This window comes from Streptococcus sp. A23, from assembly GCF_043674155.1.
Classification (GTDB): Bacteria; Bacillota; Bacilli; order Lactobacillales; family Streptococcaceae; genus Streptococcus; species Streptococcus suis_V.
Map to the genome: position 1 here is coordinate 167,177 of NZ_JBIMJP010000001.1, position 25,653 is coordinate 192,829.

Below are 25,653 nucleotides of genomic sequence, written 5' to 3' on the forward strand. Positions count from 1 at the left end.
AAATAGAATGACAGATTATGTGAAACCACAGGTATGGAAGTGGGAAGATGAAAATGACAATCGGACTGGTAATCGTCCTACCGCAGGTAGCCGTTTTGAGCAAACCTTGCCCAAAGGCGACAAGCCCTTGCAGGTTTACTCACTTGGAACACCCAATGGTATCAAGGTGGCTATCATGCTGGAAGAACTCAAGGAATTGGGGATATCGGATGCGGCTTATGACCTGTTTTTGATTGAAATTGGCAAAGGCGACCAGTTTGGTTCAGATTTTGTAGACATCAATCCAAACTCAAAAATTCCTGCCATGGTGGATTATTCAGGGGCAGATCCTGTCCGTGTCTTTGAGTCTTCTCATATTTTGCTCTATTTGGCTGAGAAATTTGATGCCTTCTTGCCAAGGGACTGGGCAGGTCGCACGGAAGTCCTCAATTGGCTCTTCTGGCAGACTGGTGCAGCACCCTTTGTTGGTGGTGGCTTTGGACATTTCTATCACTACGCGCCAACTGCCCAGGAATATCCGATTAACCGCTATGCCATGGAAACCAAGCGTCAACTAGATGTGTTAGACCAGCTCTTGGCGACCCGTCCCTATATTGCTGGCGACGAATATACTATTACGGATATTGCCATCTGGTCTTGGTATGGTCGTCTGGCTCAGGGCAATCTCTATCCAGGTTCCAAGGAATTTTTAGATGTTGCTAGCTATCAGAACCTCAATCAGTGGGTGGAGAAAATTGCTAAGCGTCCAGCAGTTGCGCGGGGCTTGGCAGTGGAGTACCAAAAATTGGATGCATAAATTTTAGAAGGAGATTCGTTTGGAAATCTCCGTTTTCTCAGATATTTTTCTATAAAAATCCCCGATTTTATGATAAAATACTAAGGATGAAATAGAGGAGAGAGATGATGAAACCTAAATACGAACGTATTCTAATCAAACTATCTGGAGAGGCCTTGGCTGGTGAACGTGGTGTCGGAATTGACATCAAGACAGTTCAGGAAATGGCCAAGGAAATCCAGGAAGTGGCTGAGTCTGGTGTGCAGATTGCCCTTGTAATTGGTGGTGGGAACCTCTGGCGTGGGGAGCCTGCAGCAGAAGCTGGTATGGATCGTGTACAAGCAGATTACACAGGGATGCTGGGAACAGTTATGAATGCCCTGGTGATGGCGGATTCCCTCAAGCAGCTTGGTGTGGATACTCGTGTGCAAACAGCTATTTCTATGCAGTCTGTGGCAGAGCCTTATATTCGCGGTCGTGCTCTCCGTCATTTGGAAAAAGGTCGTATCGTTATCTTTGGTGCTGGTATCGGCTCACCGTATTTCTCAACCGATACGACGGCTGCTCTTCGTGCAGCAGAAATCGAAGCAGATGCCATTCTCATGGCTAAAAATGGGGTCGACGGTGTTTACAATGCAGACCCTCGTAAGGATGCCAATGCGGTTAAGTTCAATGAATTGACCCACCGTGAAGTTATCCATCGTGGTCTTAAAATCATGGATGCCACAGCATCAACTCTTTCAATGGACAATGACATCGACCTGGTTGTCTTTAACATGAATGAGCCAGGCAATATCAAACGTGTTGTTTTCGGTGAGCCAATCGGTACAACCGTTTCTAACAAAGAAGAAAAATAAAAACTAAAAGAAAAGGATATTTTATGTCGAAAGAAATTATTGCCAAAGCGCAAGAGCGTATGAATCAATCTCACCAGAGCTTGGCGCGTGAATTTAGCCATATCCGTGCAGGTCGTGCCAATGCTAGTCTCCTGGACCGTATCTCTGTGGATTACTACGGAGCGCCAACACCGCTCAACCAGTTAGCTGGTATCACTGTGCCAGAGGCGCGTGTTCTTCTTATCACACCGTTTGATAAGTCTATCTTGAAAGATATCGAGCGTGCCTTGAATGCGTCTGACCTTGGCTTGACACCACAATCTGACGGTACAGTTATCCGCTTGGTTATCCCTGCATTGACAGAGGAAACACGTAAGAATTTGGCAAAAGACGTGAAAAAAGTGGGTGAGAACTCGAAAGTAGCTATCCGTAACATCCGTCGTGACGCTATGGACGAGGCCAAAAAAGCTGAGAAGGCCAAAGAAATCACGGAAGATGATTTGAAGACGCTTGAAAAAGACATCCAAAAAGTCACTGACGATGCGATTAAGACCATCGACAAGATGACAGCTGACAAGGAAAAAGAACTCTTAGAAGTTTAACCAGCACAAGGGGAATGGGAGGACAAAGATCTACAGAATCCTTGTCTTTCCTTCCTTTTTTTGCTAGCTTTGTTGATTGTTTTCCTAGAGATTTGTCTAAAGAGTAAGCAGCAGAGCCTCCAAAAATGCAGGCACCCAATGGTTGCCTAGAAAGAAATAGCTATGAATGATTTACTAGCTCACTATATTGTCGGATTAGTGACCGACCAAAATGACCAGTTTTACTTCATCCAAAAGGATGGCAAGACCTTTGCCCTGTCCAAGGAAGAAGGGGATTTTCAGCTGGGTCAATCTGTCAAGGGCTTTGCCTACACAGATATGAAGCAGAAATTGCGCTTGACGACCAAGGAAGTGGGAGCAACCCGCGATACCTTTGGCTGGGGAACGGTAACAGAAGTGAGGAAGGACTTGGGTGTCTTTGTTGATACGGGCTTGCCGGACAAGGAAGTGGTTGTGTCCTTGGACATCCTTCCTGACATCAAGGAACTCTGGCCCAAGAAAGGCGACCAGCTCTATGTCAAGTTGGACGTTGACAAGAAAGACCGAATTTGGGCTTTACCTGCCTTTCAAGAGGAATTTCAAAAGATGGCAGGTCCTGCTTATGACAATATGCAAAACCAGACCCTCAAGGCCATTGTCTACCGCTTGAAACTCAATGGGACCTTTGTTTACTTGCCAGACAACAATATGCTGGGTTTTATTCATCCTAGCGAGCGTTATGCAGAGCCACGTTTGGGCCAGGTCCTGGAGGCCCGTGTCATCGGCTATCGGGCTGTTGACCGGACCCTCAATCTGTCGCTCAAACCACGCTCATTTGAGATGTTGGAAAATGATGCCCAGATGATTTTGACTTATCTGGAAAGCAATGGCGGCTTTATGACCTTGAATGACAAGTCTGCTCCGGAAGACATCAAGGCCACCTTTGGCATTTCCAAGGGGCAATTCAAAAAAGCCCTGGGTGGGCTGATGAAAGCCGGTAAAATCAAGCAAGATGCGATTGGGACAGAATTGATTTAGGAGACGAATCATGCGTGTATATATTGCTGGTAGTGGAGCCATGGGTTGCCGTTTTGGTTATTCTCTGTCTAAGACTGATCATGAGGTTATTTTGCTGGACAATTGGGAGGACCATATTCAGGCTATCCGTAAAAATGGCCTCAAGGTGACGGGGGATTTTGACGAGACGGTCAAGCTGCCGATTATGAAACCGACTGAGGCTGTGGAAGTGGCGGATTTGATTATCCTCTTGACCAAGGCAGACCAGTTACCAAAAATGTTGCAGGATATTAAGGGGATTATCGGTGAACAGACCAAGGTACTCAGTCTGTTGAATGGGTTGGGTCATGCGACCACCATGCGCCGCTATGTGCCAGATGAGTCGATCATGGTTGGAGTGACCATTTGGTTGGCTGGGCTCAAGGGGCCAGGTCATGCTCATCTGGAGGGACCAGGATCCATTTTCCTGCAAAATATGTCTGGGGACGGTCAGGCTGTTGCCCACATCGTGGACATGTTTAACCAAGCGGGACTCAATGCGACCTATGATGAGAATGTGATTGAATCTATTTGGCGCAAGGCCTGTGTCAATGGGGTCATGAATCCGACCTGTACCATTATGGACTGTACCATTGGGGAACTTTTTGGAACGGAAGGTGGACTCAATCTGGTTCAGGGGATTTTCAAGGAATTTATCGCTGTGGCGCGTGCGGAAGTAGGGAATATCGATGAAGAGGGGATTTGGAAGTACATCATGGAAACTTCTAAAAAGGCCTCACATCATTATCCGTCCATGCATCAGGACTTAATCCAACATGGTCGCAAGACGGAAATTGACTATCTGAATGGAGCGGTAGTTTTCAAGGGCAAGCGGGTTGGTATTTCAACGCCTTATTGCCAGATGATGACGGACATGGTTCATGCCAAGGAAGCCATGTTGGGATTGCGTTAGGAGGAAGGTGCAGGGTTTGTAGTTATCCTCCCGTTTATCAATAAAAAATCAATGGAGTTTATAGTGAAAAGAATACTACTTGCTCTACTGTTAATTGGCCTGGTTTGGGGCGGTCCGGTAGTAAAAGCAGATGAATTGATGGATATTGCTAGAGCTTCTGGTTATGAGGTTTATGAGGGATACAGGCCCAAGTCTTCTATATTGATTGATGGAAATACTGGGGATATTGTTTGGCAAGATAATATTGATGAGTCAAGGGATCCGGCTAGTATGAGTAAGCTCATGACCTTGTATCTGGTCTATGAAGCCATTGGTCAGGGCAAGTTGACAGAAGATACGATTATCAGGGCAACGGAGACTGACCAGGCGATTTCTGCTATCCATGAAATTTCGAACAATCCGATCTATGCTAGTGTTGATTATACAGTGAGTGATTTGATTGCCATGACCTTGGTACCATCTTCCAATGTAGCGACAGTCATGTTGGCCAATTATTTGTCTAACAATGATCCGGATGCTTTTATGGACATGATGAATGCCAAGGCCAAGGAGCTGGGTATGACCAATTCTGTTTGGAACAATCCAGGAGGAGCAGGGGCAAGTGGCTTTAGAGGTTACTATAGTCCCAAGCGTTATGACAATTCGGCTTCCAACCAAACAACAGCGCGTGATATGGCCATTTTGGTCTACCATTTGACCAAAAAATATCCTGCTATTTTGGAATATACGCGCCATCGGGTCATTGTTACGATGGTGGACACTCCCTACCAGCAGGCCTATAATTCCTATAATTATTCTTTACCAGGAAATATCTACGGTTTAGAAGGGGTCACTGGTCTCAAAACCGGTTCCAGTCCTCGTGCGGCCTTCAATATTACCATGACCATCGATCGAGGCGGGCAAAAGATGATTGCAGTCATTATGGGTGTGGGTACCTGGTCTGATATGAATTCGGATTTCCAGCGCCATGCCTTTGCTAACGCCTTGATTGATAAGGCTTATCAGGACTTTGAATACAAGAAAGTCTTGACAGCTGGTAAACATAGCCAGGACGGAAAGCATTACCAGGTTGAGTCGGACCTATATGCGACTGTCCCCGTTGGGACTAGTCCCAAATTGGTATATAAGGATGGGCAGGTCTATGCGGATAATGGCTTGGATTCGGTCAGTCCCTTGATTCAGGATTCTGTGAAGGCTGAAGATACAGGCGTCTTGGCAACGGTCAATAAGGCCTTGGTCAAAAAGCAATCCGCTGAAGCTGACAATCAAACAGATTTCACCCTAACTTGGATTGGTTCTAGTCTGGTCTTGTTACCACTGGCTCTGGTTTCCTATTTTATTTTTAGGAATGAGCAGAAAAATCGTGCCCAATTTAAGGAAAGACGCAAGAGTCGTTCGAGAAATAAATAGTTTGTTAGAATGTCGATAAACTAAATTCTGGATAAATTAACTGAGTAACTCTGCTAAGAAAAAACAAAAATTTAGTTTATTTTGCGAGCGGAGCGAGCCCTAAACCAGGACTTTCCGCCGTGACGAAAATACCTGAAACGTTGTCGTTTCAGGTATTCGGAGTATTTGAGACCTTAGTCTCAAAGTAACAGAGAATTTGAGGAACTGCTCAGTAGTTCCCTATTTCCAACCTCCGAAAGTCACTCCCCTGACTAAATGAATCGAACTGCGTTCGTTCTATTTCCAACCTCCGAAAGTCACTCCCCTGACTTTCGGAGCCATCCAACATCACCTCAGGAAAGTCTGAAAAGAGACTTTGCCTACAAACTGAGTTTGTTTTACTTTATGGAGAATCCTTTGGTTCTGAACTGAAGGATTCTTTCATTATTAAGGAGAATAGGATATAATGAGAAGAACCTTTTATAGCTGGTTGATGACCCAGCGCAATCCCAAGTCCAACGAGCCTGTGGCTATTTTGGCTGATTATGCCTTTGAAGAGTATGATTTCCCAAAGCAATCAACGGATTTTGATGAGGTCAGTCGCTTTTTGGAGGAGTCGGCCAGTTTTGCTTTTTCAATGTCTGATTTTGACGCCATTTGGGAGGACTATATGGCCCATTAGCCTACTCTGCATATAGGATTGTTTCATATAATCATACTAATATAAAAGCAAAAATGTAAAATATACATAAAAATAAAAAATTAATGTTCATTTAGTTGCAATTTATCACTAAATAGGGTTATAATACAAGTGTAAGAATAATTCCTTACGAAAATCGTGGAGATCTACTTATTCCTTTATAACCTAATCCCTTTATATAATGAACACGGTCTCCATAGGAGCAGAGAGGTGATCTTCTCTGTTCTTTTTGTTTTCACAAGGCCAGTTTGAGAGATTTTTGGTATAATAATAGAAAAGCACAGGTAAAGGAGCAAGTCTTTGCAAGAACATTCTATTGATATTCAACTCAGCCATCCGGATGATAGTTTTAGTCTTTTTGGGTCCAATGAGCGCCATTTGCGTCTGATGGAGCAGGAGCTGGGAGTGGTCATTCATGCTCGGACAGAAAAGGTCCAGGTCATTGGTCAAGCTGACCATGTTGAGCAGGCCCGTCTGGTCATCCAGTCCCTCTTGGTCTTGGTCAATCGCGGGCTAACTGTGTCAACGCCAGATGTGGTGACGGCTATTTCCATGGCCAAAAATGATGAAATCGAAAAATTTGTCGCCCTCTATGAGGAAGAAATCATCAAGGACAATTCTGGCAAGCCCATTCGTGTCAAGACCTTGGGGCAGAAGGTTTATGTGGATGCTGTCAAGCGACATGATATTGTCTTTGGTATCGGTCCAGCAGGGACGGGAAAAACCTTCCTGGCTGTGACCTTGGCTGTCACCGCCCTCAAGCGTGGCCAGGTCAAGCGGATTGTCCTGACTCGTCCTGCGGTTGAGGCTGGTGAAAGTCTGGGCTTTTTGCCGGGGGATTTGAAGGAGAAGGTTGATCCTTATCTGCGTCCCGTTTACGATGCCCTCTATCAGATTTTGGGTAAGGAGCAGACCACTCGTCTCATGGAGCGGGAGATTATCGAAATTGCACCTTTGGCTTATATGAGGGGGCGGACGCTGGAAGATGCCTTTGTCATTCTGGATGAGGCGCAAAACACTACTATCATGCAGATGAAGATGTTTTTGACCCGTCTCGGTTTTAATTCCAAGATGATTGTCAACGGGGATATTAGTCAGATTGACCTACCTCGTAAGGTCAAGTCTGGTTTAATTGATGCTACGGAAAAATTGAAAAATATTTCGCAGATTGATTTTGTCTATTTTTCTGCCAAGGACGTGGTCCGTCATCCGGTTGTTGCTCAGATTATCAATGCTTACGAACAAGATGCATTAGCAGCAGATAGCCGAGTAAGTTTTGAGGTGATTGGGGAGCCTAGTGGGAGCGAAGAGGATGAAGATTAGTCAATTTTCAAATCATTATCAAGTCCGAAAGCTAACTGAAGCTGACTTAGAGCGGGTTTTGGTTCTTTACCAGACCAATCCCCTCTATTTTGAACATTATCCGCCTAGTCCGAGTTTGGAAGGTTTGCGGCAAGATTTAGTCAATTGTCCGCCTGGGAAGGACCTGTCAGATAAGTATTTTGTCGGTTACTGGTGGGACAATCAGTTGGTGGCAGTGCTGGATTTGATTGCTGGCTATCCTGATGACCAGATAGCTTACATTGGTCTCTTTATGGTGGACGGTAGCTGGGTTGGTCAGGGGATAGGCTCCAAAATCATGGCAGAGCTAGAAAGTCAGTTAGGACAGTATTTCCAAAAAGTCAGACTAGGCTATGTGGCGGCCAATCCACAGGCCAGTCGATTTTGGCAAAAGCAGGGCTTTGAAAGAGTTGCTGAGAAAACTGTAGAATCTATTCAGATATGTATAGCGGAAAAGAGTCTTTTATAGGCTTTTTTTCTTTCAAAAAATATTGACAAATTTCCAGAGTATGATATACTGATAAGGTACTGCTGGTTTAGCTCAGTCGGTAGAGCGCATCCATGGTAAGGATGAGGTCGCCGGTTCAATCCCGGCAACTAGCATATAGTTGACAAACGGTCCGGATGGGTCGTTTTTTTACCTAAAATACCTTGACAAGTCAATATATTTTGATAAAATAAGTGGTAGAATAAGGAAAGGAGTACTACAATGAACAATACAGTATTTATCACAAAACAAACTGTTTTTCATAAACCACTCCTTTTTAAGCAACTATAATAGTCTATTTGAACGGACTTGAGGGAGCCTAGGCGGAGTGTGTCGTCTAGGCTTTTTTGCGTGCTTAGAAAGGTTTTAAGATAAGGGAGATATATGTTCAGCTTAATTTTTGATTATGTCAAGCGGCACAAGTGGCTCTACTTGCTGATCGCTGTGACCTTGATTATTTACGACGCCACGCTCTTGGTGCCGACCCAGGTTATCCAAAGAATGGTCGACACCCTGGCGTCTAATGGCTTGACCGAGAAAATGTTGGTCCAGGATATGACCCTGCTTTTCCTGGTGACCCTGGTCAACTATGCTACAGCCTTCATTTGGCATCTCAAGCTTTTTCAGTCTTCTATCAATTTCAAATTTGACATGCAGCAGCGGGCCTTCCGAAAAATGGTTGTCATGCGGACGCCTTTCTATGAGAAGTTTCGCTCTGGGGATGTCATGACCCGCTTTTCAACGGACGTGGACGGGCTGATGGAAATGGTTGGTTACGGGCTCATGATTGTGGTCTATGCAGGAGGCATGTTTGCCTTTGTCATTCCATATATGTTTATCATCGACTGGAAGATTTCTCTGGTGGCTCTGCTTCCTATGCTGGCTATGACTGCGGCTATCTTTTTCATCGGCCGCAAGCAGGATGAGGCCATTGAGGCCAACCGGGAGGCCGTTGCCCAGCTCAATAATGAGGTTTTGGAAGTCGTAGAAGGTATTCGGGTCACACGTGCCTATAGCAAGAAGGCCACTCAGAAGGCCAAGTTTCAGGAGCGGACACGGCAGCTTGCCAAGGGAGGAGACCGGATTACCTCCCTCCAGTCCCTCTACAATCCCTTGGCTACTTTGGCTCTGGGCTTATCCACTATTTTGGTTCTGGTCATGGGGACAGTGGCTGTCAAGTCCGGTCAACTGTCTATCGGCCAGGTCATCGCCCTCCAGCTCTACGTTGGTTCACTTCTCGAGCCTTTCTGGATGCTGTCGGATTTCATCTTGGTCTACCAGACCGGCAAGACCTCATTTGAAAAGCTGCAGGAGCTGATTGATACAGGGGATGATTTGGAAGTTGATGGTTTTGGGGAAATAGCAGAGCTGTCCAGTCTGGCTTTTGAAGGGTACAGCTTTAGCTATCCACAGGCAGACCGGCCGAGTTTGCAGGACATCCATTGGACCCTGAAAAGAGGGCAGACAGTCGGTATCGTTGGGAAAACAGGGTCAGGCAAGACCACTCTGGTCCGCCAATTCCTCCGTCAATATCCAGTCGGTCAAGGCAGTTTTACGATAAATGGCCAATCAGTTCTGGACTTTAAACGCGCATCTATCGAGGAAAAAATTGGCTACGTTCCTCAAGAGCATATCCTCTTTTCCAAATCGGTCGGCGAAAATATTGCTCTTGGTAAGCTGGATGCCAGTCCTAAGGAGATTGAGCAATCGATTGCGACAGCGGCCTTCATTCAAGACTTGGAGCGGATGAGTGATGGGCTGTCGACCATGATTGGTGAGCGGGGTGTGTCCATTTCTGGCGGCCAGAAGCAACGGATTTCCATTGCACGGGCCTTTCTGCGAAAACCAGACCTGCTGATCCTGGATGATTCCCTGTCGGCAGTAGATGCTCGTACAGAACGCCAGATTATTGAAAATATCCAAAAAGAACGGGTGGGTAAAACCAATGTCATCGTTACCCATCGCCTGTCGGCTGTTAACCATGCAGACTGGGTGCTGGTTCTGGATGAGGGCCGCATCGTTGAAGAGGGCCGTCCAGCAGATTTGCTGGCGCAAGGTGGCTGGTACTTTGAACAATACCAGCGACAACAAAGCCAGGAAGGAGGAGGGGAATGAAGATTTTAGGATTTTTATTGCGACAAATCAAGCAGGTCAAATGGCTATTTGCCATTGCGATAGCCTTCTATCTCCTGGCTTCTGCCATGGTGCGTTTGGCACCGCTCATTGTCCAGCAGGCTATTGACGGTCCCTTGACGGATTTGAGCAAGGGGCTGCCCTTTGATCAGGCTGCCTTTTTGACCAAGGCTAGTCAGTATATGGGGATGACGGTCATCGGTAGTCTGGGCTTTTATCTGTCCATGCGCCTGCTTATGCACTGTGCCAATCGGATTGCGGAGCTTTTGCGAAATCAGGCCTACGATGTCATGCAGCGCCTGCCTATTTCCTACTTTGATGACAAACCAGCAGGTAAGATTGCGACTCGGATTGTCAATGATACCGAGACCCTGCGCAACCAGTTCTATGGGACCCTGGTCTACGCCTTTAATAACCTCATCCGTCTGGCATTTACCTACGGTGTCCTCTTTTACATGAATGCCACCCTGGGCTGGCTCATGCTGGTCTTGATCCCACTCTATATCGCTATCCAGTATGCCTATAAGCGGATGACAGACAAACCCATGAAGGACTTTTATGATGCCAGGAGTGATGTCAATACCCAGGTCAATGAAACCATGAACGGGGCTAGTCTGATCCAGCTTTTCGGTCAGGAAGAGGCAGTCATGGAAGAGTTTGAGGCAACGGCAGATAAGATGCGACGGGCCGATAACCGAATTATCTGGGCCCAATCCTTGGCGACCTGGAACCTGAGTGGTTTCCTGCAAAACTTGGTGGTCACTGGTATTCTTACGGTGGTTGGCTATCAGTTTCTCAAGGGCCAGCCGGGGGTTAGTCCAGGCAAGCTCTTTGTCTATGTCAACTATATTGAGGGAATTTTTATTGCCCTGGGTTCCTTGGTACAGCAATTTCCAAATATGCTGCGGTCCTTTGAAACGGGCAAGCGTTTGATGGCCCTCTTGGAAGAAGAGACGGAGCCAGATAGAGAAGAGATCTTGCAGGTGACTGATGGTCAAGTTATATTTGATCATGTCCAGTTTGCATATGAAGAAGGCAAGGCAATCTTGAAGGATATCTCTATCCAGGCGGACAAGGGACAGACAGTGGCTCTGGTGGGCCATACTGGTTCGGGTAAGACGTCGATTATGAACCTACTCTATCGCTTTTACGATCCCCAGGTTGGGCGGGTCTTGATTGATGGTCAGGATATTCGCGACTATTCTCGCGAAAGCCTGCGCAGCCATATGGGGATTGTCCTGCAAGATCCTTATCTCTTTACGGGGACCATTGCCAGCAATGTGGCCATGGATGTGGACCAAATGGACCGGGAGCGCGTGCACCAGGCTCTGGAAAAGGTTGGAGCTGGGCCGATGTTGGTTCGTCTGGAAAAGGGAATCGATGAGCCTGTTGTCGAAAAAGGTTCGGCCTTCTCCAGTGGAGAGCGGCAGTTGATTGCCTTTGCCCGGACCCTTTATTCTGACCCAAAGATTCTGATCCTGGATGAGGCGACTTCCCACATTGATACGGAGACTGAGGAAATCATCCAGCATGCCATGGAAGTGGTCAAGGAGGGGCGGACAACCTTTATCATCGCCCACCGCCTGTCGACCATTCAAAATGCAGACCAGATTCTGGTCCTGGACCAAGGTCGCATCATTGAACAAGGCCGTCATGATGACTTGGTCGCTCTAGGTGGTGTCTACGCCCAGATGCAGGCTATTCAGTCTAAAGTCTAGTGTTTATAAATCTATTGAATCTCAGTCTACGGGCTGGGATTTTCTTTGTTTCTATCTATAATACTCAATGAAAATGTCCATGGTTGAACTCTGTCGTGCCCTTATTTCAAGGCGATAGGCTGAAAATTTCCCCCGAAACTCTTCACTCAACAAGGCTGTTGACAATGGATAGATTTGATTTTTCAAGAGTAAAGATAGTATAATGATAGTACAAGGAGATTTGCCTATGAAATTTGATTTGAAGAATATCTACATCCGCATCGCTTTGGCCTTGTTCTATGTCCTAGTGGCCAGCCTTGGCAAGTATCTGCTCCATATGGAGGTCAAATGGTGGATTTCGGTCGGAATTGTGCTCCCCTTTGTGCTCTTTTATAAGGAGAAGTAGCTTAAGTTGTCTCATTTGAGGAAGTCGTTGGATATTCAACGGCTTTTTTTGTTCAGAAAAAGTGACAACTTATAAATTAAAAAAGCTAGTCAATGTGGTTTCTTTTGAAGTGAAAACTGAAAAATCGTGTTATTTTTTCCTCTTATTTTCCTCATTATCTGACATTTTAGGTTAGAAACTGGCTCCTCCTGAAAAGAAATATCAAAAAAACAGCACCTAAAAATCGCATAAAATAGGCATTTTTAAGAAATTTTCCAACTTTTTTTGAAAAAATAAGAAAAAAGACTTGCCAATTCTCCAAATTGATGATATACTGACAACATAAAGATGAATAAAAGTTGTCACTTATAAAGTGACATTGCTATTATTCATCTTTATAACCCAAAAATCGATTTTTACTATTTTTATCTAAAAGGAGAATTTATATGATTTGGTCACTTATTGTTGGTGGATTTATTGGAGCTATCGCTGGTGCGATTACGAAAAAGGGTGGTTCAATGGGTTGGATCGCGAACATTATCGCTGGTCTAGTCGGATCATCTGTTGGTCAAAGTTTGTTTGGTCACGGCGGTCCGAGCCTTGCAGGTATGGCCTTGTTCCCATCTATCCTTGGTGCGGTTATCGTTGTAGCAGTTGTATCCTTCTTCTTTGGCCGTAAGGGTTAATGAAACTAGAAAGAGGCCTCGATGTCTAAAGTAAAAAAAATACTGACTGCTAGCCTCTTATTGCTGGTCCTGCTCTTCCTCTTGCTGACTTCTTTGAAGTTTGCAGGAGGGGGCCATCTTCCAGCGGAGCTAGTAGCATGGATTCCTCAATGGCCTGTCCATCAGGTTGTTGCTCCCTTTCTCAATCCCCTTGCATTTTGGGGCTTGATAGGACTGGCAATTCTGACTGCGGTCCTGCTCCTGGTAGTCCTTTTCTACCCTAAGCGCTATGCAGAGATTAACCTCATCCAGGAAAATGGTGGCAGTCTTCTAATGAAAAAATCTGCTCTCGAGTCCTATGTAGCGATCCTAGCAGAAGAATCTGGCTATATGAAATCTGCAAGTGTAACAGTTATTCCCTATAAGAAGCGTCTTAAAGTCAAGCTTGCGGGTGATCTTGCTAAAGCTGGCTCCCTTGGTGAGCAGACTAGTCTTTTGGAGAAAAGCATTCAACATGGTTTGCGTCAATTCTTTGGAATGGAGCAGCCAATCAACTTTACTGTTCTTGTCAAAGATGTTGCAAGCAGTAAACAGTCGCGTCCTTCTCGCGTAGAATAGAGGTGTACATGAAATCAGTCAATAAATGGACTCTTCCTCTAGTGGGAGGTGCCGTCGGTCTTGTATTATCTATCTTATTTCTGAGTCTTGGATTTTTCAAAACTCTCTTAGTCTTAGTTTTGGTTGCAATCGGAGTAGGGGTAGGCTTCGGCCTCCAGGAGACAGGTCTCTTGGAAAACTATTTCAATAAGCGCTATTAAGTTTAAATAGAATTTTATATTTTCGGAGGTCATTATGACAGAACAAAATACACAGGTAATCAATGGTGAATTGACCTATGCGGACAAGGTCATTGAAAAAATTGTTGGCTTAGCTTTGGAATCAGTAGACGGCTTATTGGCTGTGGATGGCGGATTTTTAGCTAACTTGAAGGATAAATTGGTCAACACTGAAAATGTCCGTTCAGGTGTGAATGTAGAAGTTGGGAAAAAACAGGTTGCAGTCGATTTGTCGATTGTAGCTGAATACCAAAAACATTTGCCGACTATCTACAAGGCTATCCAGACAGTTGTTGAGTCAGAAGTCAAGCGTATGACGGACTTGGAAGTTGTTGAAATCAACGTTGAAATATCTGACATCAAGACGCGGGCTCAATTTGAAGCTGATTCTATTAGCTTGCAGGACCGTGTTTCAGATGCAACTCAATCAGTAGCAGATTTTACAGGTAGTCAGGTCAAGAAAACTTCAAGAGGTATTGAAGAATTGACTGCTAAAGAACCCCGTGTCATTTAAGAAATAAAAGAAAGAGGAAATCCTATGTCAGAAGAAAAAGTAAATGCAAAAGCAGAAGAACTTGTTGGTGGTGCTAAAAACCTTGTCGGTAAGGCAACTGGCAACAAGGAAGTAGAAGCAGAAGGTAAGGTAGAGCAATTGGCTGGTAAGGCTAAGGCTGCTATTGCCGACGCTAAAGATGCCGTTAAAGGCGCTGTTGAAGGTTTGAAAAAATAAGTTTTATCTATAGAAAGAGAGAATAGGAAATGAAAGAAACGAAGAATACACAAGTTGAAGCTGTAAAAGGTACTGTAGAATACGCAGACCAAGTGATTGAAAAAATGATTGGCTATGCCTTGAAAACTGTTCCAGGTCTTTTGTCAGTCAGCGGTGGTTTCTTGACGGATTTCAAGAACAAGCTGGTCAATAGTGACAATGTGAGAGAAGGCATCAACGTCGAAGTTGGTACCAAACAAGTTGCAACAGACCTGAAGATTGTGGTAGAATATGGTAAAGATATTCCAGCTATCGTTGAACAAATGAAAGCTGTCATCAGCAAAGAAGTTGCGGCTATGACTCACTTGCAAGTAGTAGAAGTGAACGTAGAAGTTGTAGACGTACAAACGCGTGAAGAGTTTGAAGCGGCATCTGTTACCTTGCAAGATCGTGTAACTGAAGCAGGTCAAGCTACAGGTCAGGCTATCGCTTCTCAAGCAAACAAGGCTGGTGAATTTGTCTCAGAAAAAACAGGACAAGTGAAGGAACAAATCCAATCATCTCGCGTAGAGTAGACTCAGTCTAATCAGTTCATCAATTAAATAGGGTTCAGGGCATGATTCTTGCCTAGGACCAATTAAAGGAGTGAGTTTCGGGATCATGGAAGGTGATACGGTACCGCTCCTTTTGTCTATGGAAAGAAGGAAGATTTATGCCAAATCGAAAAATTGTAAAAGCGTCTAAGTACCAGCAGATTGCGGTCGGAGTGGCGCAACGGATTGTCTCAGGTGAATATGAAGTAGGTGAGCGAATCAAGTCTCGTTCGACCCTGGCTAGTATGTTTGGGGTCTCGCCGGAGACCACTCGTAAGGCCTTAAATATTCTGGCCGACCTCCATATCGTGTCGGTAAAGCATGGTAGTGGAGCGATTGTCTTATCCAAGGAAAAGGCCCACGATTTCATTGATAATTTTGAAATGACCAGCTCCCTAAAATCGCAAAAAGACCGGATTTTGGAGAAGATGGACCAGCAGGAAAATATGCTCAAGGAATTGCGTGGCTTGGTTTCTGTCTACTTGGATCAGACCAAGCGCGTGCAAAAGAAATACCCTTTGGAGCCCTACGGTTTAAAGTTGACAGCTGACTGTGAGTTGCTGGGCAAGCAGTTGGTGGATGCACGTATCTGGCACCACACAGGAGCCATCATTGTCGGTATTGAGCGCAATGAAGAGCTCTTGATTTCTCCTAGTCCATACCAGACTCTGGAGAAAAATGACCTGGTGTATTTTGTCGGAGAAGAGCAGAGTTATCTGCGGATGAAAAATCTCTTCGGTTTATAAGAGGTAAGTAATGACAATAAAGGCACTTGTATTTGACTTAGACGATACCTTATATGACCAGATTCAGCCCTTTGAACGGGCCTTGAAACGACATTTGTCGGTGCCTGAGGAGCAATTGGTTCACCTGTATCTGGCCTTTCGCCACTATGCGGATCAGGTTTTTGAAGCGGCTGCGACTGGCAAGATCAGCCTCAAGGACAGTCATGTTTATCGGATGAAGGCAGCCTTAGCTGATTTTGGTTACCAGGTGTCCGATGGGATGGCCTTGACCATTCAAATCGACTACGACTATTATCAAGGGCAATTGGAACTCAGTCCGATTTATCCAGCTATTTTTGAGGCTTGCAAGCAGCGGGGTATTTCTCTTGGCATCATTACCAACGGTCCCCATCGGCATCAATTGCGGAAAATCCGAACCTTGGGCCTACAAGATTGGATAGAGCAGGAGAAGATGGTTATCTCGGGGCAGGTTGGGATGACCAAGCCCAATCCAGCTATTTTCAAGCTGATGGAAGAGCGCCTGGGAATGGCGGGTCAAGAAATCTGTTATGTCGGTGATTCATTTGAAAATGATATCATCGGTGCCAAATCAGCTGGCTGGCAGGCCATCTGGTTCAACCACAGAAAACGGCAGCAGCCGGAGACAAGTGTGGAACCGGATAAGGTTGTGACCGAATGGCTTGACTTAGAAACAGCTATTATAGAGATGGGAAACTAGCTTAGGCTGGTTTTTTATTTTGGAGCTAATCGAAAGTAATTTCACAATTTATAAAATTTATCTATAATCTTAAAACTACTTTCTAAACAAGTTCAGATGGTTGAAATTCCTAAAAACTATGCTTATAATGTTTTTGTAAACGTTAACATTTTGTAAAAGAGCGATGATGTCGCTCCATGCTTTAGAAAGGAGTTTCTGATGAACTTCAAGAAGTTTTCTCAGTTGGGGCAGGCTTTCATGCTGCCCATATCTATCTTACCGGTTGCTGGTTTGCTCCTGGGTATCGGGGGTGCCTTGTCCAACAGCAACGCGGTTTCTCAATTTCCTGTATTAGACCAGGCTTGGTTACAGGCAACTTTCACCATTATGAGTACAGCTGGTAGTGCTGTCTTTGCTAATTTGGCCCTTATTTTTGCGGTCGGAGTTGCAGTTGGTCTGGCAGATGCCGACAAGGGAACAGCTGGTTTATCAGCTGCGGTGTCCTACTTGGTGTATACAGCTACGATTAGTGGTTTTCTACAGTTATTTGCAGAAGAAGGTGCTAGTATTGACACAGGAGTGGTCGGTGCTTTGGCTATTGGTATCACAGTAGCAAATCTCCACAATAAATATAGGAAAATTGAGTTACCAGCCTTCCTAGGTTTCTTTGGAGGTTCGCGCTTTATTCCAATAGTGTCGTCTTTTGCAGCCATTGCCTTTGGTGGGATTTTCTATTTGATTTGGCCACCGATTCAGGGGCTTTTGGTGACATTCGGTGAAACAATATCAGAAATGGGAAGTCTAGGAACGTTCCTTTATGGATTTGGCTTACGGTTAACCGGAGCTTTTGGTTTACACCATACTATCTATCCGATGTTCTGGTATACTTCACTGGGTGGAAGTGAAGTAGTTGCCGGTGAAACGATTCAAGGTGCTCAGAATATTTTCTTTGCTCAATTGGCTGATCCCAACCATACTGGATTATTTACATACGGGACTCGTTTCTTTGCTGGACGCTTTGCGACTATGATTTTTGGTTTGCCAGCTTCTTGTTTGGCGATGTATCATGCCATTCCAAAGGAAAATCGTAAAAAAGTTGGCAGTTTCTATTCAAGTAGTGCCCTTACGTCCTTGTTGACAGGTATTACAGAACCAATTGAATTCTCCTTCCTATTTGTTGCTCCATGGTTGTACGTCGTCCATGCTTTCCTAGATGGTGTCTCCTTCTTGGTAGCTGACTTGCTACAAATTCGTATCGGGAATTCCTTCTCTGGTGGTTTGATTGACTATCTTATCTTTGGTGTTTTCCAAGGCAATGACAAAACCAACTGGCTCTTGGTGCTTCCAGTCGGTTTGGTCTGGGCAGCTATGTATTATGTTGTTTTCAAATTCCTAGTGACCAAGTTCCATGTTCTAGTGCCTGGTATGGAAACGGGTGATAGCTCTGCAAATTCTGATAAGGTATTGAAAAACGGCTCAACCCTCTATGATAGTGCCATTTCAATCATTGATGCCTTGGGTGGCGAAACCAATATTGAACACGTGACAGCCTGTGCGACTCGCCTCAGAGTATCCTTGAAGGACAGTCAAATGGTTGACAAGGATGTCCTGAAAGCGATTGGAGCAACAGCAGTTCTGGATGTGAAAGATGGTATTCAAGCCATCTATGGCGGACGGGCTATTCTCTATAGCCAAGAAATCAATCAGATTTTGGGCAGAGAAGAATAGCAAGGACAATCGACCAGCTTCGGCTGGTTTTTACTTTTGAAATTTTCTGACTTCTGAAAGTAGTTTTAGGAATATGTTAGATTTTACAATTTTTGAAACTGAAACCTATTATATGGCAATATATTGAATTATTGTATCCGAGGCGTTATAATAACAATGTAAGCGCTAACTCGGATCCGTCATTGAAAGGAGAATTCATGGCTAAATTGAGTAAGGAGGCCTTGATTGAACAAATAAAACCAGGAATCATCATTTCTTGCCAAGCCCTACCAGGTGAGCCTCTGTATAGGGAAGAAGGCGGGATAATGCCCCTCATGGTTAAGGCAGCCCAGGAAGCAGGAGCTGTTGGTATTCGGGCCAACAGTGTTCGAGATATTAAAGAAATTAAAGAAGTGACCAACCTACCTATTATCGGTATTATCAAGCGGGATTACCCACCACAGGAGCCTTTTATCACAGCGACCATGAAGGAGGTCGATGAGCTGGCAGCCCTGGACATTGAGGTCATTGCACTAGATTGTACCAAGCGGGAGCGGTACGACGGTTTGACTATCGTCGAGTTTATCAAGCAAATCAAGGAAAAATACCCAGACCAGCTCTTCATGGCAGATGTTTCCACCTATGAAGAAGGTCTGACAGCCTACGAGGCAGGTATTGACTTTGTCGGCACCACTCTCTCAGGCTATACCTCTTATAGCCGTCAGGGAGAAGGACCAGATATCGAGCTAGTAGATCGATTGGTCAAGGCCGGTATCGATGTCATTGCTGAAGGGAAAATCCACTATCCAGACCAGGTCAAGACCATTCACGACCTTGGTGTAGCAGGAATTGTGGTCGGCGGGGCCATTACCCGTCCAAAAGAAATCGCAGAGCGTTTTATCAAGGCTTTGCAGGCTTAAATTGTCATCAAACTCCCCACAGGGGAAAATTTAAAAAATAAAAGGAGTAGAATGATGAAAAAAATCATGCATTCATTGTTAGCAGGTGCAGCTATTTTGTCACTTGCAGCGTGTGCCAATAAGGCAAGCGACACTACCGCATCATCTGCAGCAGAGTCAGGCAGCTCTGACAAGACAGAAATCACTTGGTGGGCCTTCCCAGTCTTCACGCAAGAAAAAACAGAAGATGGTGTGGGTACCTATGAGCAAAAAATTATTGCTGCTTTTGAGGAAGCAAACCCGGATATCGATGTGAAATTGGAAACCATCGACTTCACATCTGGACCTGAAAAAATCACGACAGCTATTGAAGCGGGCACTGCGCCAGATGTGCTCTTTGACGCACCAGGTCGTATCATTACCTACGGAAAAAATGGTAAATTGGCTGATTTGAACGACCTCTTTACAGATGATTTTGTTAAGGATGTCAACAACGATAACATCATCCAAGCGTCTAAAGCTGGTGATACAGCCTACATGTATCCAATCAGCTCTGCTCCATTCTACATGGCCTTCAACAAAGCGATGTTGGAAGATGCTGGTGTCCTTGACCTTGTAAAAGACGGCTGGACAACAGATGACTTTGAAAAAGTTATCAAGGCTCTCAAAGACAAGGGCTACAACCCAGGTTCTCTCTTCTCGAATGGTCAAGGTGGTGACCAAGGTACTCGAGCCTTCCTTGCTAACCTTTACAGCGGAAGCATCACAGACCCTGAAGTAACCAAGTACACAACTGACTCAGAACAAATGATTAAAGCCCTTGATAAGGCAGCTGGCTGGATCAAAGATGGCTACATGATGAACGGTTCTCAATATGCTGGTGGTGACGATATCCAAAACTTTGCAAATGGTCAAACATCTTACACCATCCTTTGGGCACCATCTCAAAATGGTATCCAACAACAATTGTTGGAAGCATCAGGCGTAGAAGTGCTTGAAGTTCTCTTCCCATCAGAAGATGGTAAACCAGACCTTGAATACCTTGTAAACGGCTTTGCAGTCTTCAACAATGGCGACGAAGCGCGTGTAGCAGCATCTAAGAAATTCCTTCAATTTATCGCAGATGATGCTGAGTGGGGACCTAAGAACGTTGTTCGTACAGGTGCTTTCCCAGTTCGTACATCCTTTGGCGAATTGTACACTGACGACCGTATGGCTATGATCAATGGTTGGACTCAATACTACTCACCATATTACAACACAATTGATGGCTTTGCTGAAATGAGAACTCTTTGGTTCCCAATGTTGCAAGCTGTATCAAATGGTGAACAAGACGCGGAAACAGCTTTGAAAGACTTCACTGAAAAAGCGAACGCAACCATTAAATAATATTTGAAAGTAGGCTCCTTTTCTAATCCCATTTCTAACGAGATCTAGAAAGGGAGCTCTTGCTTTCTAACTTGAAAGAATTGAGGTGTTTGCATTGCAAATCAACAAAATACGAATGCGGGAAACCATTGTTTCCTACACGTTCTTGGCCCCAGTTTTGGTATTCTTTACCGTCTTTGTCTTGGCACCTATGGTCATGGGATTTGTGACTAGTTTCTTCAACTACACCATGACGGACTTTACCTTTGTCGGCTTAGATAACTATGTGCGGATGTTCAACGATCCTATCTTCATCAAATCCTTGATTAACACCTTGGTTATCGTTGTGGGATCAGTGCCAGTCGTGATTTTTTTCTCGCTCTTTGTAGCGGCCAATACCTACCAGAAAAACGTCATCGCTCGTTCCTTCTATCGAGCAGTCTTCTTCCTACCGGTGGTTACTGGTTCGGTAGCCGTAACGGTTGTCTGGAAATGGATTTACGATCCTCTGTCGGGTATTCTTAACTTTGTTTTGAAATCAGGTGGTATTATTGAACAAAATATCTCTTGGCTTGGAGACAAACAGTGGGCCCTCTGGGCAATTGTCATTATTCTCCTGACTACATCTGTCGGTCAGCCCATTATCCTCTATATCGCTGCTCTGGGAAATATTGATAATTCCTTGGTAGAAGCAGCACGGGTAGACGGTGCCAATGAAACCCAGGTTTTCTGGCAAATCAAGTGGCCTAGCCTATTGCCTACAACCCTTTACATTACAGTTATTACAACCATTAACTCCTTCCAGATTTTCGCGCTTATCCAGCTCTTGACATCTGGTGGACCAAACTATTCAACATCGACCCTCATGTACTATCTCTACGAAAAAGCCTTCAAGCTTTCTGAGTATGGCTATGCCAATACCATGGGTGTCTTCCTTGCAGTCTTGATTGCTATCATTTCCTTTATCCAATTCAAGGTTCTTGGAAATGATGTGGAATATTAGAAAGGAGGTCAAGATGAAAAAGAAAACCATTACCCCATTTTCAATCCTATCTTCAGTGATTTTGTTGACCTTGACTGTCCTCTTTATCTTTCCTTTCTACTGGATTATGACAGGGGCCTTCAAGTCTCAACCCCATACCATTGTCATTCCGCCCCAGTGGTGGCCAACTGAGCCAACCCTGGAAAACTTTGTCAAGTTGACTGTGCAAAACCCAGCCCTGCAATGGTTGTGGAACTCAGTCTTTATTTCCTTAGCTACCATGATTTTGGTCTGTGCGACCTCATCCTTGGCAGGCTATGTTCTGGCCAAGAAACGCTTCTACGGTCAGAAAATTCTTTTCTCTATCTTCATCGCGGCCATGGCCCTGCCTAAGCAGGTAGTCTTGGTGCCGCTGGTACGGATTGTTAATTTCATGGGTATCCACGATACGCTGGCAGCGGTTATTTTGCCACTGGTTGGCTGGCCATTCGGTGTCTTCCTCATGAAGCAATTCTCAGAAAATATCCCGACTGAGCTTTTGGAATCAGCTAAGATTGACGGTTGTGGCGAGCTATCTACCTTTTGGAATGTGGCCTTCCCAATCGTAAAACCTGGCTTTGCGGCCCTGGCAATCTTTACCTTTATCAATTCTTGGAACGACTACTTCATGCAATTGGTGATGTTGACCTCTCGTCAGAACCTGACCATTTCCCTGGGGGTTGCGACCATGCAGGCCGAGATGGCGACCAACTACGGTCTCATCATGGCGGGTGCTGCCATGGCGGCCGTACCGATCGTAACCGTCTTCCTTGTCTTCCAGAAATCATTTACACAGGGGATTACCATGGGTGCTGTGAAAGGCTGATGCTCGTCGAGAATGGCTTTGTCTCGTCGTTAAGTCGTCTTGGTAAACTTTAGTTAAACCTTCGACTTCCTTGCCTAGATGCCAAGCCATTTTCTTAGAGCATCCCGTTGGAGTGTTGATGAAGACTGTTTCAGCTAGGCTAAAAGAAATTTACATTGCCAAATCCCGTTGGGTTGGTTGATCAGTCTTCGTGGGAAATAGTACGAGACTTGGTCGATTTGGTTTGACGAGTGAAAACCTCCACCGTAGCTTTTCACTCACCAAGGCTCTTGACAACGGATGATTTTGATTTTCGCAGAGTATTAAAGCAAATATAGATTAGAGGTTGTATATGATTTACGATCTGATTGAAAATATTGCAACATATAAGGGGCTGGATCCGCATCTGGATTTGGCCATCGATAGTATTTTGAGTGGTGACTTCAAGACACAAGATCCTGGCAGGTACGAGCTGGCTGGGGACAAGGTTTTCTGCTTTGTTCAGGACAATCAGCTAGTGGAGCCAGGGCAGCGTTTTGAATACCATAGAAATTATGCAGATCTGCATTTTCTTCTAGCTGGTCAAGAAATGATTTCCTACGGATATGACGGTCTGGAGGACTTAGAACCTTATCAAGCCCAGTCAGATGTTGGCTTTGTGATGGCATCCAGTCAGCTTGATTTGACCATCAATGATGAGTACTTTGCCTTTTTCCTGCCAGGAGAGTCTCATTTGCCCAACCAAAAAGCGGGTGAAGGAGAACAGGTCCGCAAACTTGTGTACAAAATTTTGATAGAATAGGAGATTTCCATGAAAAAGACAGGTGGTCAGCTATTACAATCTTTATTCGATGTCAATCACCCATTTTGGCAATCGGTGGAAAAGGTCTTCACCATTTTCCTTCTGAATATTTGCTTTGTGGTGACCAGTTTGCCTGTCTTGACCTTTGGAATTGCCCGCCTGGCTCTCTTTGCCAGTCTGGACATCCTTAGAAAGGAAGGAAAAGTGGCTGTTCTTGCGACCTATCCTGTCATGGTGAAGCGGTATTGGAAACAGGGCTTGACCTTGGGTCTGCTGGAAGGTCTCTTGGTGGGAGTCTGCATCCTGAACTTATTCTTGACTTCGGGTGTGACCTCGCTGCCCATACAAATTCTGCGCCTGGTCTGCTTTGCGACCCTCATCTTTAGTCAGTTGATGATTCCTTACCTCTATCGAGTGGCCAGTCAAGTAGAATTGCCCTTGGTTCAGCTGGGCCTGACTGCCCTGATGCAGTCGGCTCGAAACCTTTGGTTGACCTTGGCTATTGTCGTGGTACTTCTGGTCCTAGTCTTTGTAGCTTTCTTCAATGGTCTGACCTTTTTGGTCGTCCTCTCATTGCTGGCTACTTTCGGCTACGCGGGCCTGGTCTATCTCTTCCTTCTTTACTATAAATCCTGAAATCTTGAAATCCTGAAAAACTGATAAATTTGAAAGGAATCTTATGTCTCATTTAGAAAAATACAAAGGAATTATCCCAGCATTTTATGCCTGTTACGGCGAAAATGGAGAAATTGATTCGCAACGTGTCAAAGAACTGACCCGCTATTTTATTGAAAAAGGAGTAAAAGGACTGTATGTCAATGGTTCTTCTGGTGAATGCATTTATCAGAGTGTGGCGGATCGTAAGTTAGTCCTTGAAGCAGTCATGGAAGAGGCGCGTGGTAAATTGACCATTATCAACCATGTGGCCTGCAACAATCTCAAGGACAGTCAAGAATTGGCCCGTCACTCTGAAGAATTGGGTGTTGATGCCATTGCGGCCATTCCGCCGATTTATTTCCGCTTGCCAGAGTACGGCATCGCTGACTACTGGAATGGCATCAGCAGTGCCGCACCAAATACGGACTTCATGATTTACAACATTCCGCAGTTGGCTGGTGTGGCTTTGACGCCAAGCCTCTACAAGGAAATGTTGAAGAATCCACGTGTCATCGGGGTGAAAAATTCATCCATGCCAGTGCAGGATATCGACACCTTTATCAACATTGCTGGTCCAGACTATATTGTCTTCAATGGTCCAGATGAGCAATTCTTGGGCGGTCGTCTCATGGGAGCTGGCGGTGGTATCGGTGGTACTTATGGTTCTATGCCGGAACTCTTCCTGGCCCTAGATGACTTGATTACCAAGAAAGAACTGGAAAAAGCCCGTGAACTCCAGGCTGAAATCAACCGAATTATTACGAAACTCTGCTCCGGTCACGGTCACATGTACGCTGTCATCAAGGAAGTTCTCCGCATCAATGAAGGCCTGAACATCGGCTCCGTTCGGGCCCCCCTATCTTCACTAAATGAGGCAGATTTGGTCATTGCCAAGGAGGCGGCAGACATGATTGTGCAGGCTAAGGCAGTCTTTATCGGCTAATGGAGGTGACCTATGACACGCTATTTAGCAGTAGATATAGGAGGTACCCAGATTAAGTATGGCCTGGTTGACCAGGAAGGGCAGCTCCTAGAGCAACATAAAATGGATACCCAGGCTCACCTGGGAGGGCCACATATCCTTGCGACAGTTAAGGATTTGGTAAGAAAATACAAGGATAATTCTGATATTTCAGGTGTAGCTATTTCTTCAGCAGGAATGGTCGACCATGTTAAAGGGGAAATCTTCTACTCTGGACCGCAAATTCCTAACTACGCCGGAACAAAATTCAAGGCTGAAATCGAGGCAACATTTGGCCTGCCTTGTGAAATAGAAAATGATGTCAACTGTGCAGGTCTAGCAGAAGGAATTTCGGGTTCGGGTCAAGACAATCAAATTTGCCTTTGCCTGACGATTGGCACAGGTATTGGTGGCTGTCTTCTTATCGACAAGGAAATCTACCACGGATCCAGTAATGCAGCCTGTGAAGTAGGCTATCTCCCCTTGTCTGACGGGGCCTTTCAAGATATTGCTTCAACGACAGCTCTAGTTCAGCATGTGGCAGACCTGCATGGGGATAATCCATCCGAATGGGATGGTTATCGGATTTTTCAAGAAGCCCAAAATGGCAACAGCAAGTGTCAAGTGGCTATTCATCAACTAGTGGACAATCTTGGTAAGGGCATTGCAACCATTACTTATGTAGTCAATCCGGAGATTGTCATCCTAGGTGGTGGAATAATGGGGCAGAAAGAATATCTGGAACCCATGATTCAAGAAGCAATAAAACGTCATTTATTACCAAGCTTGGTTGAAAAAACAAGGATTGCATTTGCTAAACATGAAAATGCAGCTGGCATGCTAGGGGCCTTCTATCATTTTGCCCAAAAACAGGGCTTGAAAGTTGGGTGAGTC

General features: G+C 45.0%; 29 protein-coding genes and 1 tRNA gene. All 30 read left to right on the forward strand.

What is annotated here, in order from left to right:
- Positions 1-7 precede the first annotated feature (7 nt).
- A complete protein-coding gene (gene yghU, locus ACHBIE_RS00875) occupies positions 8-796 on the forward strand; it encodes a glutathione-dependent disulfide-bond oxidoreductase (protein WP_172021508.1) in 789 nt (262 codons plus the stop codon).
- Positions 797-900: 104 nt separating this feature from the next.
- Positions 901-1,632: a UMP kinase gene (gene pyrH / locus ACHBIE_RS00880; protein WP_161943050.1), complete on the forward strand. Its 732-nt coding sequence runs from the start codon at positions 901-903 to the stop codon at positions 1,630-1,632.
- A 23-nt stretch (positions 1,633-1,655) separates the two neighbouring features.
- Positions 1,656-2,213, forward strand: coding sequence for a ribosome recycling factor (gene frr / locus ACHBIE_RS00885; protein WP_105111144.1), 558 nt, complete (start codon positions 1,656-1,658; stop codon positions 2,211-2,213).
- 162 nt (positions 2,214-2,375) lie between these two features.
- A complete protein-coding gene (gene cvfB, locus ACHBIE_RS00890; protein WP_105161049.1) occupies positions 2,376-3,230 on the forward strand; it encodes an RNA-binding virulence regulatory protein CvfB in 855 nt (284 codons plus the stop codon).
- Between the two features lie 10 nt (positions 3,231-3,240).
- Positions 3,241-4,161: a 2-dehydropantoate 2-reductase gene (locus ACHBIE_RS00895; protein ID WP_394732483.1), complete on the forward strand. Its 921-nt coding sequence runs from the start codon at positions 3,241-3,243 to the stop codon at positions 4,159-4,161.
- Between the two features lie 60 nt (positions 4,162-4,221).
- Positions 4,222-5,571: a DUF1958 domain-containing protein gene (locus tag ACHBIE_RS00900; RefSeq protein ID WP_394732540.1), complete on the forward strand. Its 1,350-nt coding sequence runs from the start codon at positions 4,222-4,224 to the stop codon at positions 5,569-5,571.
- A 445-nt stretch (positions 5,572-6,016) separates the two neighbouring features.
- Positions 6,017-6,232, forward strand: coding sequence for a YozE family protein (locus tag ACHBIE_RS00905; RefSeq protein WP_105111139.1), 216 nt, complete (start codon positions 6,017-6,019; stop codon positions 6,230-6,232).
- Positions 6,233-6,550: 318 nt separating this feature from the next.
- Positions 6,551-7,573, forward strand: a complete 1,023-nt coding sequence (locus ACHBIE_RS00910) for a PhoH family protein (RefSeq protein WP_394732484.1) — start codon at positions 6,551-6,553, stop codon at positions 7,571-7,573.
- Positions 7,563-8,060 carry a GNAT family N-acetyltransferase gene (locus ACHBIE_RS00915; RefSeq protein WP_394732485.1) on the forward strand — a complete coding sequence of 166 codons (498 nt, stop codon included), beginning with the start codon at positions 7,563-7,565 and terminating at the stop codon, positions 8,058-8,060. The genes ACHBIE_RS00910 and ACHBIE_RS00915 overlap by 11 nt, the downstream gene beginning before the upstream one ends.
- Before the next feature lie 61 nt (positions 8,061-8,121).
- Positions 8,122-8,194, forward strand: a tRNA-Thr gene (locus ACHBIE_RS00920).
- 268 nt (positions 8,195-8,462) lie between these two features.
- Positions 8,463-10,193: an ABC transporter ATP-binding protein gene (locus ACHBIE_RS00925; RefSeq protein ID WP_394732486.1), complete on the forward strand. Its 1,731-nt coding sequence runs from the start codon at positions 8,463-8,465 to the stop codon at positions 10,191-10,193.
- Complete coding sequence (locus ACHBIE_RS00930) at positions 10,190-11,929, forward strand: ABC transporter ATP-binding protein (protein WP_394732487.1); 1,740 nt, start codon at positions 10,190-10,192, stop codon at positions 11,927-11,929. Before ACHBIE_RS00925 ends, ACHBIE_RS00930 begins: the two co-directional genes overlap by 4 nt.
- Before the next feature lie 226 nt (positions 11,930-12,155).
- Complete coding sequence (locus ACHBIE_RS00935; RefSeq protein ID WP_161948244.1) at positions 12,156-12,314, forward strand: hypothetical protein; 159 nt, start codon at positions 12,156-12,158, stop codon at positions 12,312-12,314.
- A 425-nt stretch (positions 12,315-12,739) separates the two neighbouring features.
- Complete coding sequence (locus tag ACHBIE_RS00940) at positions 12,740-12,979, forward strand: GlsB/YeaQ/YmgE family stress response membrane protein (RefSeq protein WP_105110353.1); 240 nt, start codon at positions 12,740-12,742, stop codon at positions 12,977-12,979.
- 21 nt (positions 12,980-13,000) lie between these two features.
- The gene (gene amaP / locus ACHBIE_RS00945; protein ID WP_105123188.1) at positions 13,001-13,576 is read left to right on the forward strand and encodes an alkaline shock response membrane anchor protein AmaP; all 576 of its coding nucleotides are present in this window, start codon (positions 13,001-13,003) and stop codon (positions 13,574-13,576) included.
- Positions 13,577-13,584: 8 nt separating this feature from the next.
- Complete coding sequence (locus tag ACHBIE_RS00950) at positions 13,585-13,776, forward strand: DUF2273 domain-containing protein (protein ID WP_105123189.1); 192 nt, start codon at positions 13,585-13,587, stop codon at positions 13,774-13,776.
- Positions 13,777-13,810: 34 nt separating this feature from the next.
- A complete protein-coding gene (locus tag ACHBIE_RS00955; RefSeq protein WP_394732488.1) occupies positions 13,811-14,308 on the forward strand; it encodes an Asp23/Gls24 family envelope stress response protein in 498 nt (165 codons plus the stop codon).
- Positions 14,309-14,332: 24 nt separating this feature from the next.
- Complete coding sequence (locus tag ACHBIE_RS00960; protein WP_105101041.1) at positions 14,333-14,524, forward strand: CsbD family protein; 192 nt, start codon at positions 14,333-14,335, stop codon at positions 14,522-14,524.
- A gap of 29 nt (positions 14,525-14,553) precedes the next feature.
- Positions 14,554-15,078: an Asp23/Gls24 family envelope stress response protein gene (locus tag ACHBIE_RS00965; protein WP_105110349.1), complete on the forward strand. Its 525-nt coding sequence runs from the start codon at positions 14,554-14,556 to the stop codon at positions 15,076-15,078.
- 137 nt (positions 15,079-15,215) lie between these two features.
- Positions 15,216-15,842 carry a TrkA C-terminal domain-containing protein gene (locus ACHBIE_RS00970; RefSeq protein WP_394732489.1) on the forward strand — a complete coding sequence of 209 codons (627 nt, stop codon included), beginning with the start codon at positions 15,216-15,218 and terminating at the stop codon, positions 15,840-15,842.
- Between the two features lie 16 nt (positions 15,843-15,858).
- Positions 15,859-16,560: an HAD family hydrolase gene (locus ACHBIE_RS00975; RefSeq protein WP_105123257.1), complete on the forward strand. Its 702-nt coding sequence runs from the start codon at positions 15,859-15,861 to the stop codon at positions 16,558-16,560.
- A gap of 198 nt (positions 16,561-16,758) precedes the next feature.
- Positions 16,759-18,267, forward strand: coding sequence for a PTS transporter subunit EIIC (locus ACHBIE_RS00980; protein ID WP_105123190.1), 1,509 nt, complete (start codon positions 16,759-16,761; stop codon positions 18,265-18,267).
- 197 nt (positions 18,268-18,464) lie between these two features.
- Positions 18,465-19,166: an N-acetylmannosamine-6-phosphate 2-epimerase gene (locus ACHBIE_RS00985; RefSeq protein WP_105123191.1), complete on the forward strand. Its 702-nt coding sequence runs from the start codon at positions 18,465-18,467 to the stop codon at positions 19,164-19,166.
- A 54-nt stretch (positions 19,167-19,220) separates the two neighbouring features.
- A complete protein-coding gene (locus tag ACHBIE_RS00990) occupies positions 19,221-20,534 on the forward strand; it encodes an ABC transporter substrate-binding protein (RefSeq protein ID WP_105123192.1) in 1,314 nt (437 codons plus the stop codon).
- A gap of 94 nt (positions 20,535-20,628) precedes the next feature.
- On the forward strand, positions 20,629-21,516 hold the full coding sequence (locus ACHBIE_RS00995; protein ID WP_161943016.1) for a carbohydrate ABC transporter permease: 888 nt from the start codon (positions 20,629-20,631) through the stop codon (positions 21,514-21,516).
- Between the two features lie 13 nt (positions 21,517-21,529).
- Positions 21,530-22,360: a carbohydrate ABC transporter permease gene (locus ACHBIE_RS01000; protein WP_105110344.1), complete on the forward strand. Its 831-nt coding sequence runs from the start codon at positions 21,530-21,532 to the stop codon at positions 22,358-22,360.
- A gap of 331 nt (positions 22,361-22,691) precedes the next feature.
- Positions 22,692-23,141 (forward strand): YhcH/YjgK/YiaL family protein, encoded by a 450-nt coding sequence (locus ACHBIE_RS01005; protein ID WP_105123193.1) that lies wholly within the window; start codon positions 22,692-22,694, stop codon positions 23,139-23,141.
- A gap of 9 nt (positions 23,142-23,150) precedes the next feature.
- Entirely contained in the window at positions 23,151-23,777 is a 627-nt protein-coding gene (locus tag ACHBIE_RS01010; protein ID WP_105123194.1) for a DUF624 domain-containing protein, read from the forward strand.
- 43 nt (positions 23,778-23,820) lie between these two features.
- Positions 23,821-24,741, forward strand: coding sequence for a dihydrodipicolinate synthase family protein (locus ACHBIE_RS01015; RefSeq protein WP_105123195.1), 921 nt, complete (start codon positions 23,821-23,823; stop codon positions 24,739-24,741).
- 12 nt (positions 24,742-24,753) lie between these two features.
- A complete protein-coding gene (locus ACHBIE_RS01020; protein WP_105123196.1) occupies positions 24,754-25,650 on the forward strand; it encodes an ROK family protein in 897 nt (298 codons plus the stop codon).
- The last annotated feature ends 3 nt before the right edge of the window (positions 25,651-25,653 follow it).

Coding starts and splice junctions, on each gene's coding strand:
- yghU (WP_172021508.1), top strand. CDS start 8: ATGACAGATTATGTGAAACCACAGGTATGGAAGTGGGAAGATGAAAAT.
- pyrH (WP_161943050.1), top strand. CDS start 901: ATGATGAAACCTAAATACGAACGTATTCTAATCAAACTATCTGGAGAG.
- frr (WP_105111144.1), top strand. CDS start 1,656: ATGTCGAAAGAAATTATTGCCAAAGCGCAAGAGCGTATGAATCAATCT.
- cvfB (WP_105161049.1), top strand. CDS start 2,376: ATGAATGATTTACTAGCTCACTATATTGTCGGATTAGTGACCGACCAA.
- ACHBIE_RS00895 (WP_394732483.1), top strand. CDS start 3,241: ATGCGTGTATATATTGCTGGTAGTGGAGCCATGGGTTGCCGTTTTGGT.
- ACHBIE_RS00905 (WP_105111139.1), top strand. CDS start 6,017: ATGAGAAGAACCTTTTATAGCTGGTTGATGACCCAGCGCAATCCCAAG.
- ACHBIE_RS00915 (WP_394732485.1), top strand. CDS start 7,563: ATGAAGATTAGTCAATTTTCAAATCATTATCAAGTCCGAAAGCTAACT.
- ACHBIE_RS00925 (WP_394732486.1), top strand. CDS start 8,463: ATGTTCAGCTTAATTTTTGATTATGTCAAGCGGCACAAGTGGCTCTAC.
- ACHBIE_RS00930 (WP_394732487.1), top strand. CDS start 10,190: ATGAAGATTTTAGGATTTTTATTGCGACAAATCAAGCAGGTCAAATGG.
- ACHBIE_RS00935 (WP_161948244.1), top strand. CDS start 12,156: ATGAAATTTGATTTGAAGAATATCTACATCCGCATCGCTTTGGCCTTG.
- ACHBIE_RS00940 (WP_105110353.1), top strand. CDS start 12,740: ATGATTTGGTCACTTATTGTTGGTGGATTTATTGGAGCTATCGCTGGT.
- amaP (WP_105123188.1), top strand. CDS start 13,001: ATGTCTAAAGTAAAAAAAATACTGACTGCTAGCCTCTTATTGCTGGTC.
- ACHBIE_RS00950 (WP_105123189.1), top strand. CDS start 13,585: ATGAAATCAGTCAATAAATGGACTCTTCCTCTAGTGGGAGGTGCCGTC.
- ACHBIE_RS00955 (WP_394732488.1), top strand. CDS start 13,811: ATGACAGAACAAAATACACAGGTAATCAATGGTGAATTGACCTATGCG.
- ACHBIE_RS00960 (WP_105101041.1), top strand. CDS start 14,333: ATGTCAGAAGAAAAAGTAAATGCAAAAGCAGAAGAACTTGTTGGTGGT.
- ACHBIE_RS00965 (WP_105110349.1), top strand. CDS start 14,554: ATGAAAGAAACGAAGAATACACAAGTTGAAGCTGTAAAAGGTACTGTA.
- ACHBIE_RS00970 (WP_394732489.1), top strand. CDS start 15,216: ATGCCAAATCGAAAAATTGTAAAAGCGTCTAAGTACCAGCAGATTGCG.
- ACHBIE_RS00980 (WP_105123190.1), top strand. CDS start 16,759: ATGAACTTCAAGAAGTTTTCTCAGTTGGGGCAGGCTTTCATGCTGCCC.
- ACHBIE_RS00985 (WP_105123191.1), top strand. CDS start 18,465: ATGGCTAAATTGAGTAAGGAGGCCTTGATTGAACAAATAAAACCAGGA.
- ACHBIE_RS00990 (WP_105123192.1), top strand. CDS start 19,221: ATGAAAAAAATCATGCATTCATTGTTAGCAGGTGCAGCTATTTTGTCA.
- ACHBIE_RS01000 (WP_105110344.1), top strand. CDS start 21,530: ATGAAAAAGAAAACCATTACCCCATTTTCAATCCTATCTTCAGTGATT.
- ACHBIE_RS01005 (WP_105123193.1), top strand. CDS start 22,692: ATGATTTACGATCTGATTGAAAATATTGCAACATATAAGGGGCTGGAT.
- ACHBIE_RS01010 (WP_105123194.1), top strand. CDS start 23,151: ATGAAAAAGACAGGTGGTCAGCTATTACAATCTTTATTCGATGTCAAT.
- ACHBIE_RS01015 (WP_105123195.1), top strand. CDS start 23,821: ATGTCTCATTTAGAAAAATACAAAGGAATTATCCCAGCATTTTATGCC.
- ACHBIE_RS01020 (WP_105123196.1), top strand. CDS start 24,754: ATGACACGCTATTTAGCAGTAGATATAGGAGGTACCCAGATTAAGTAT.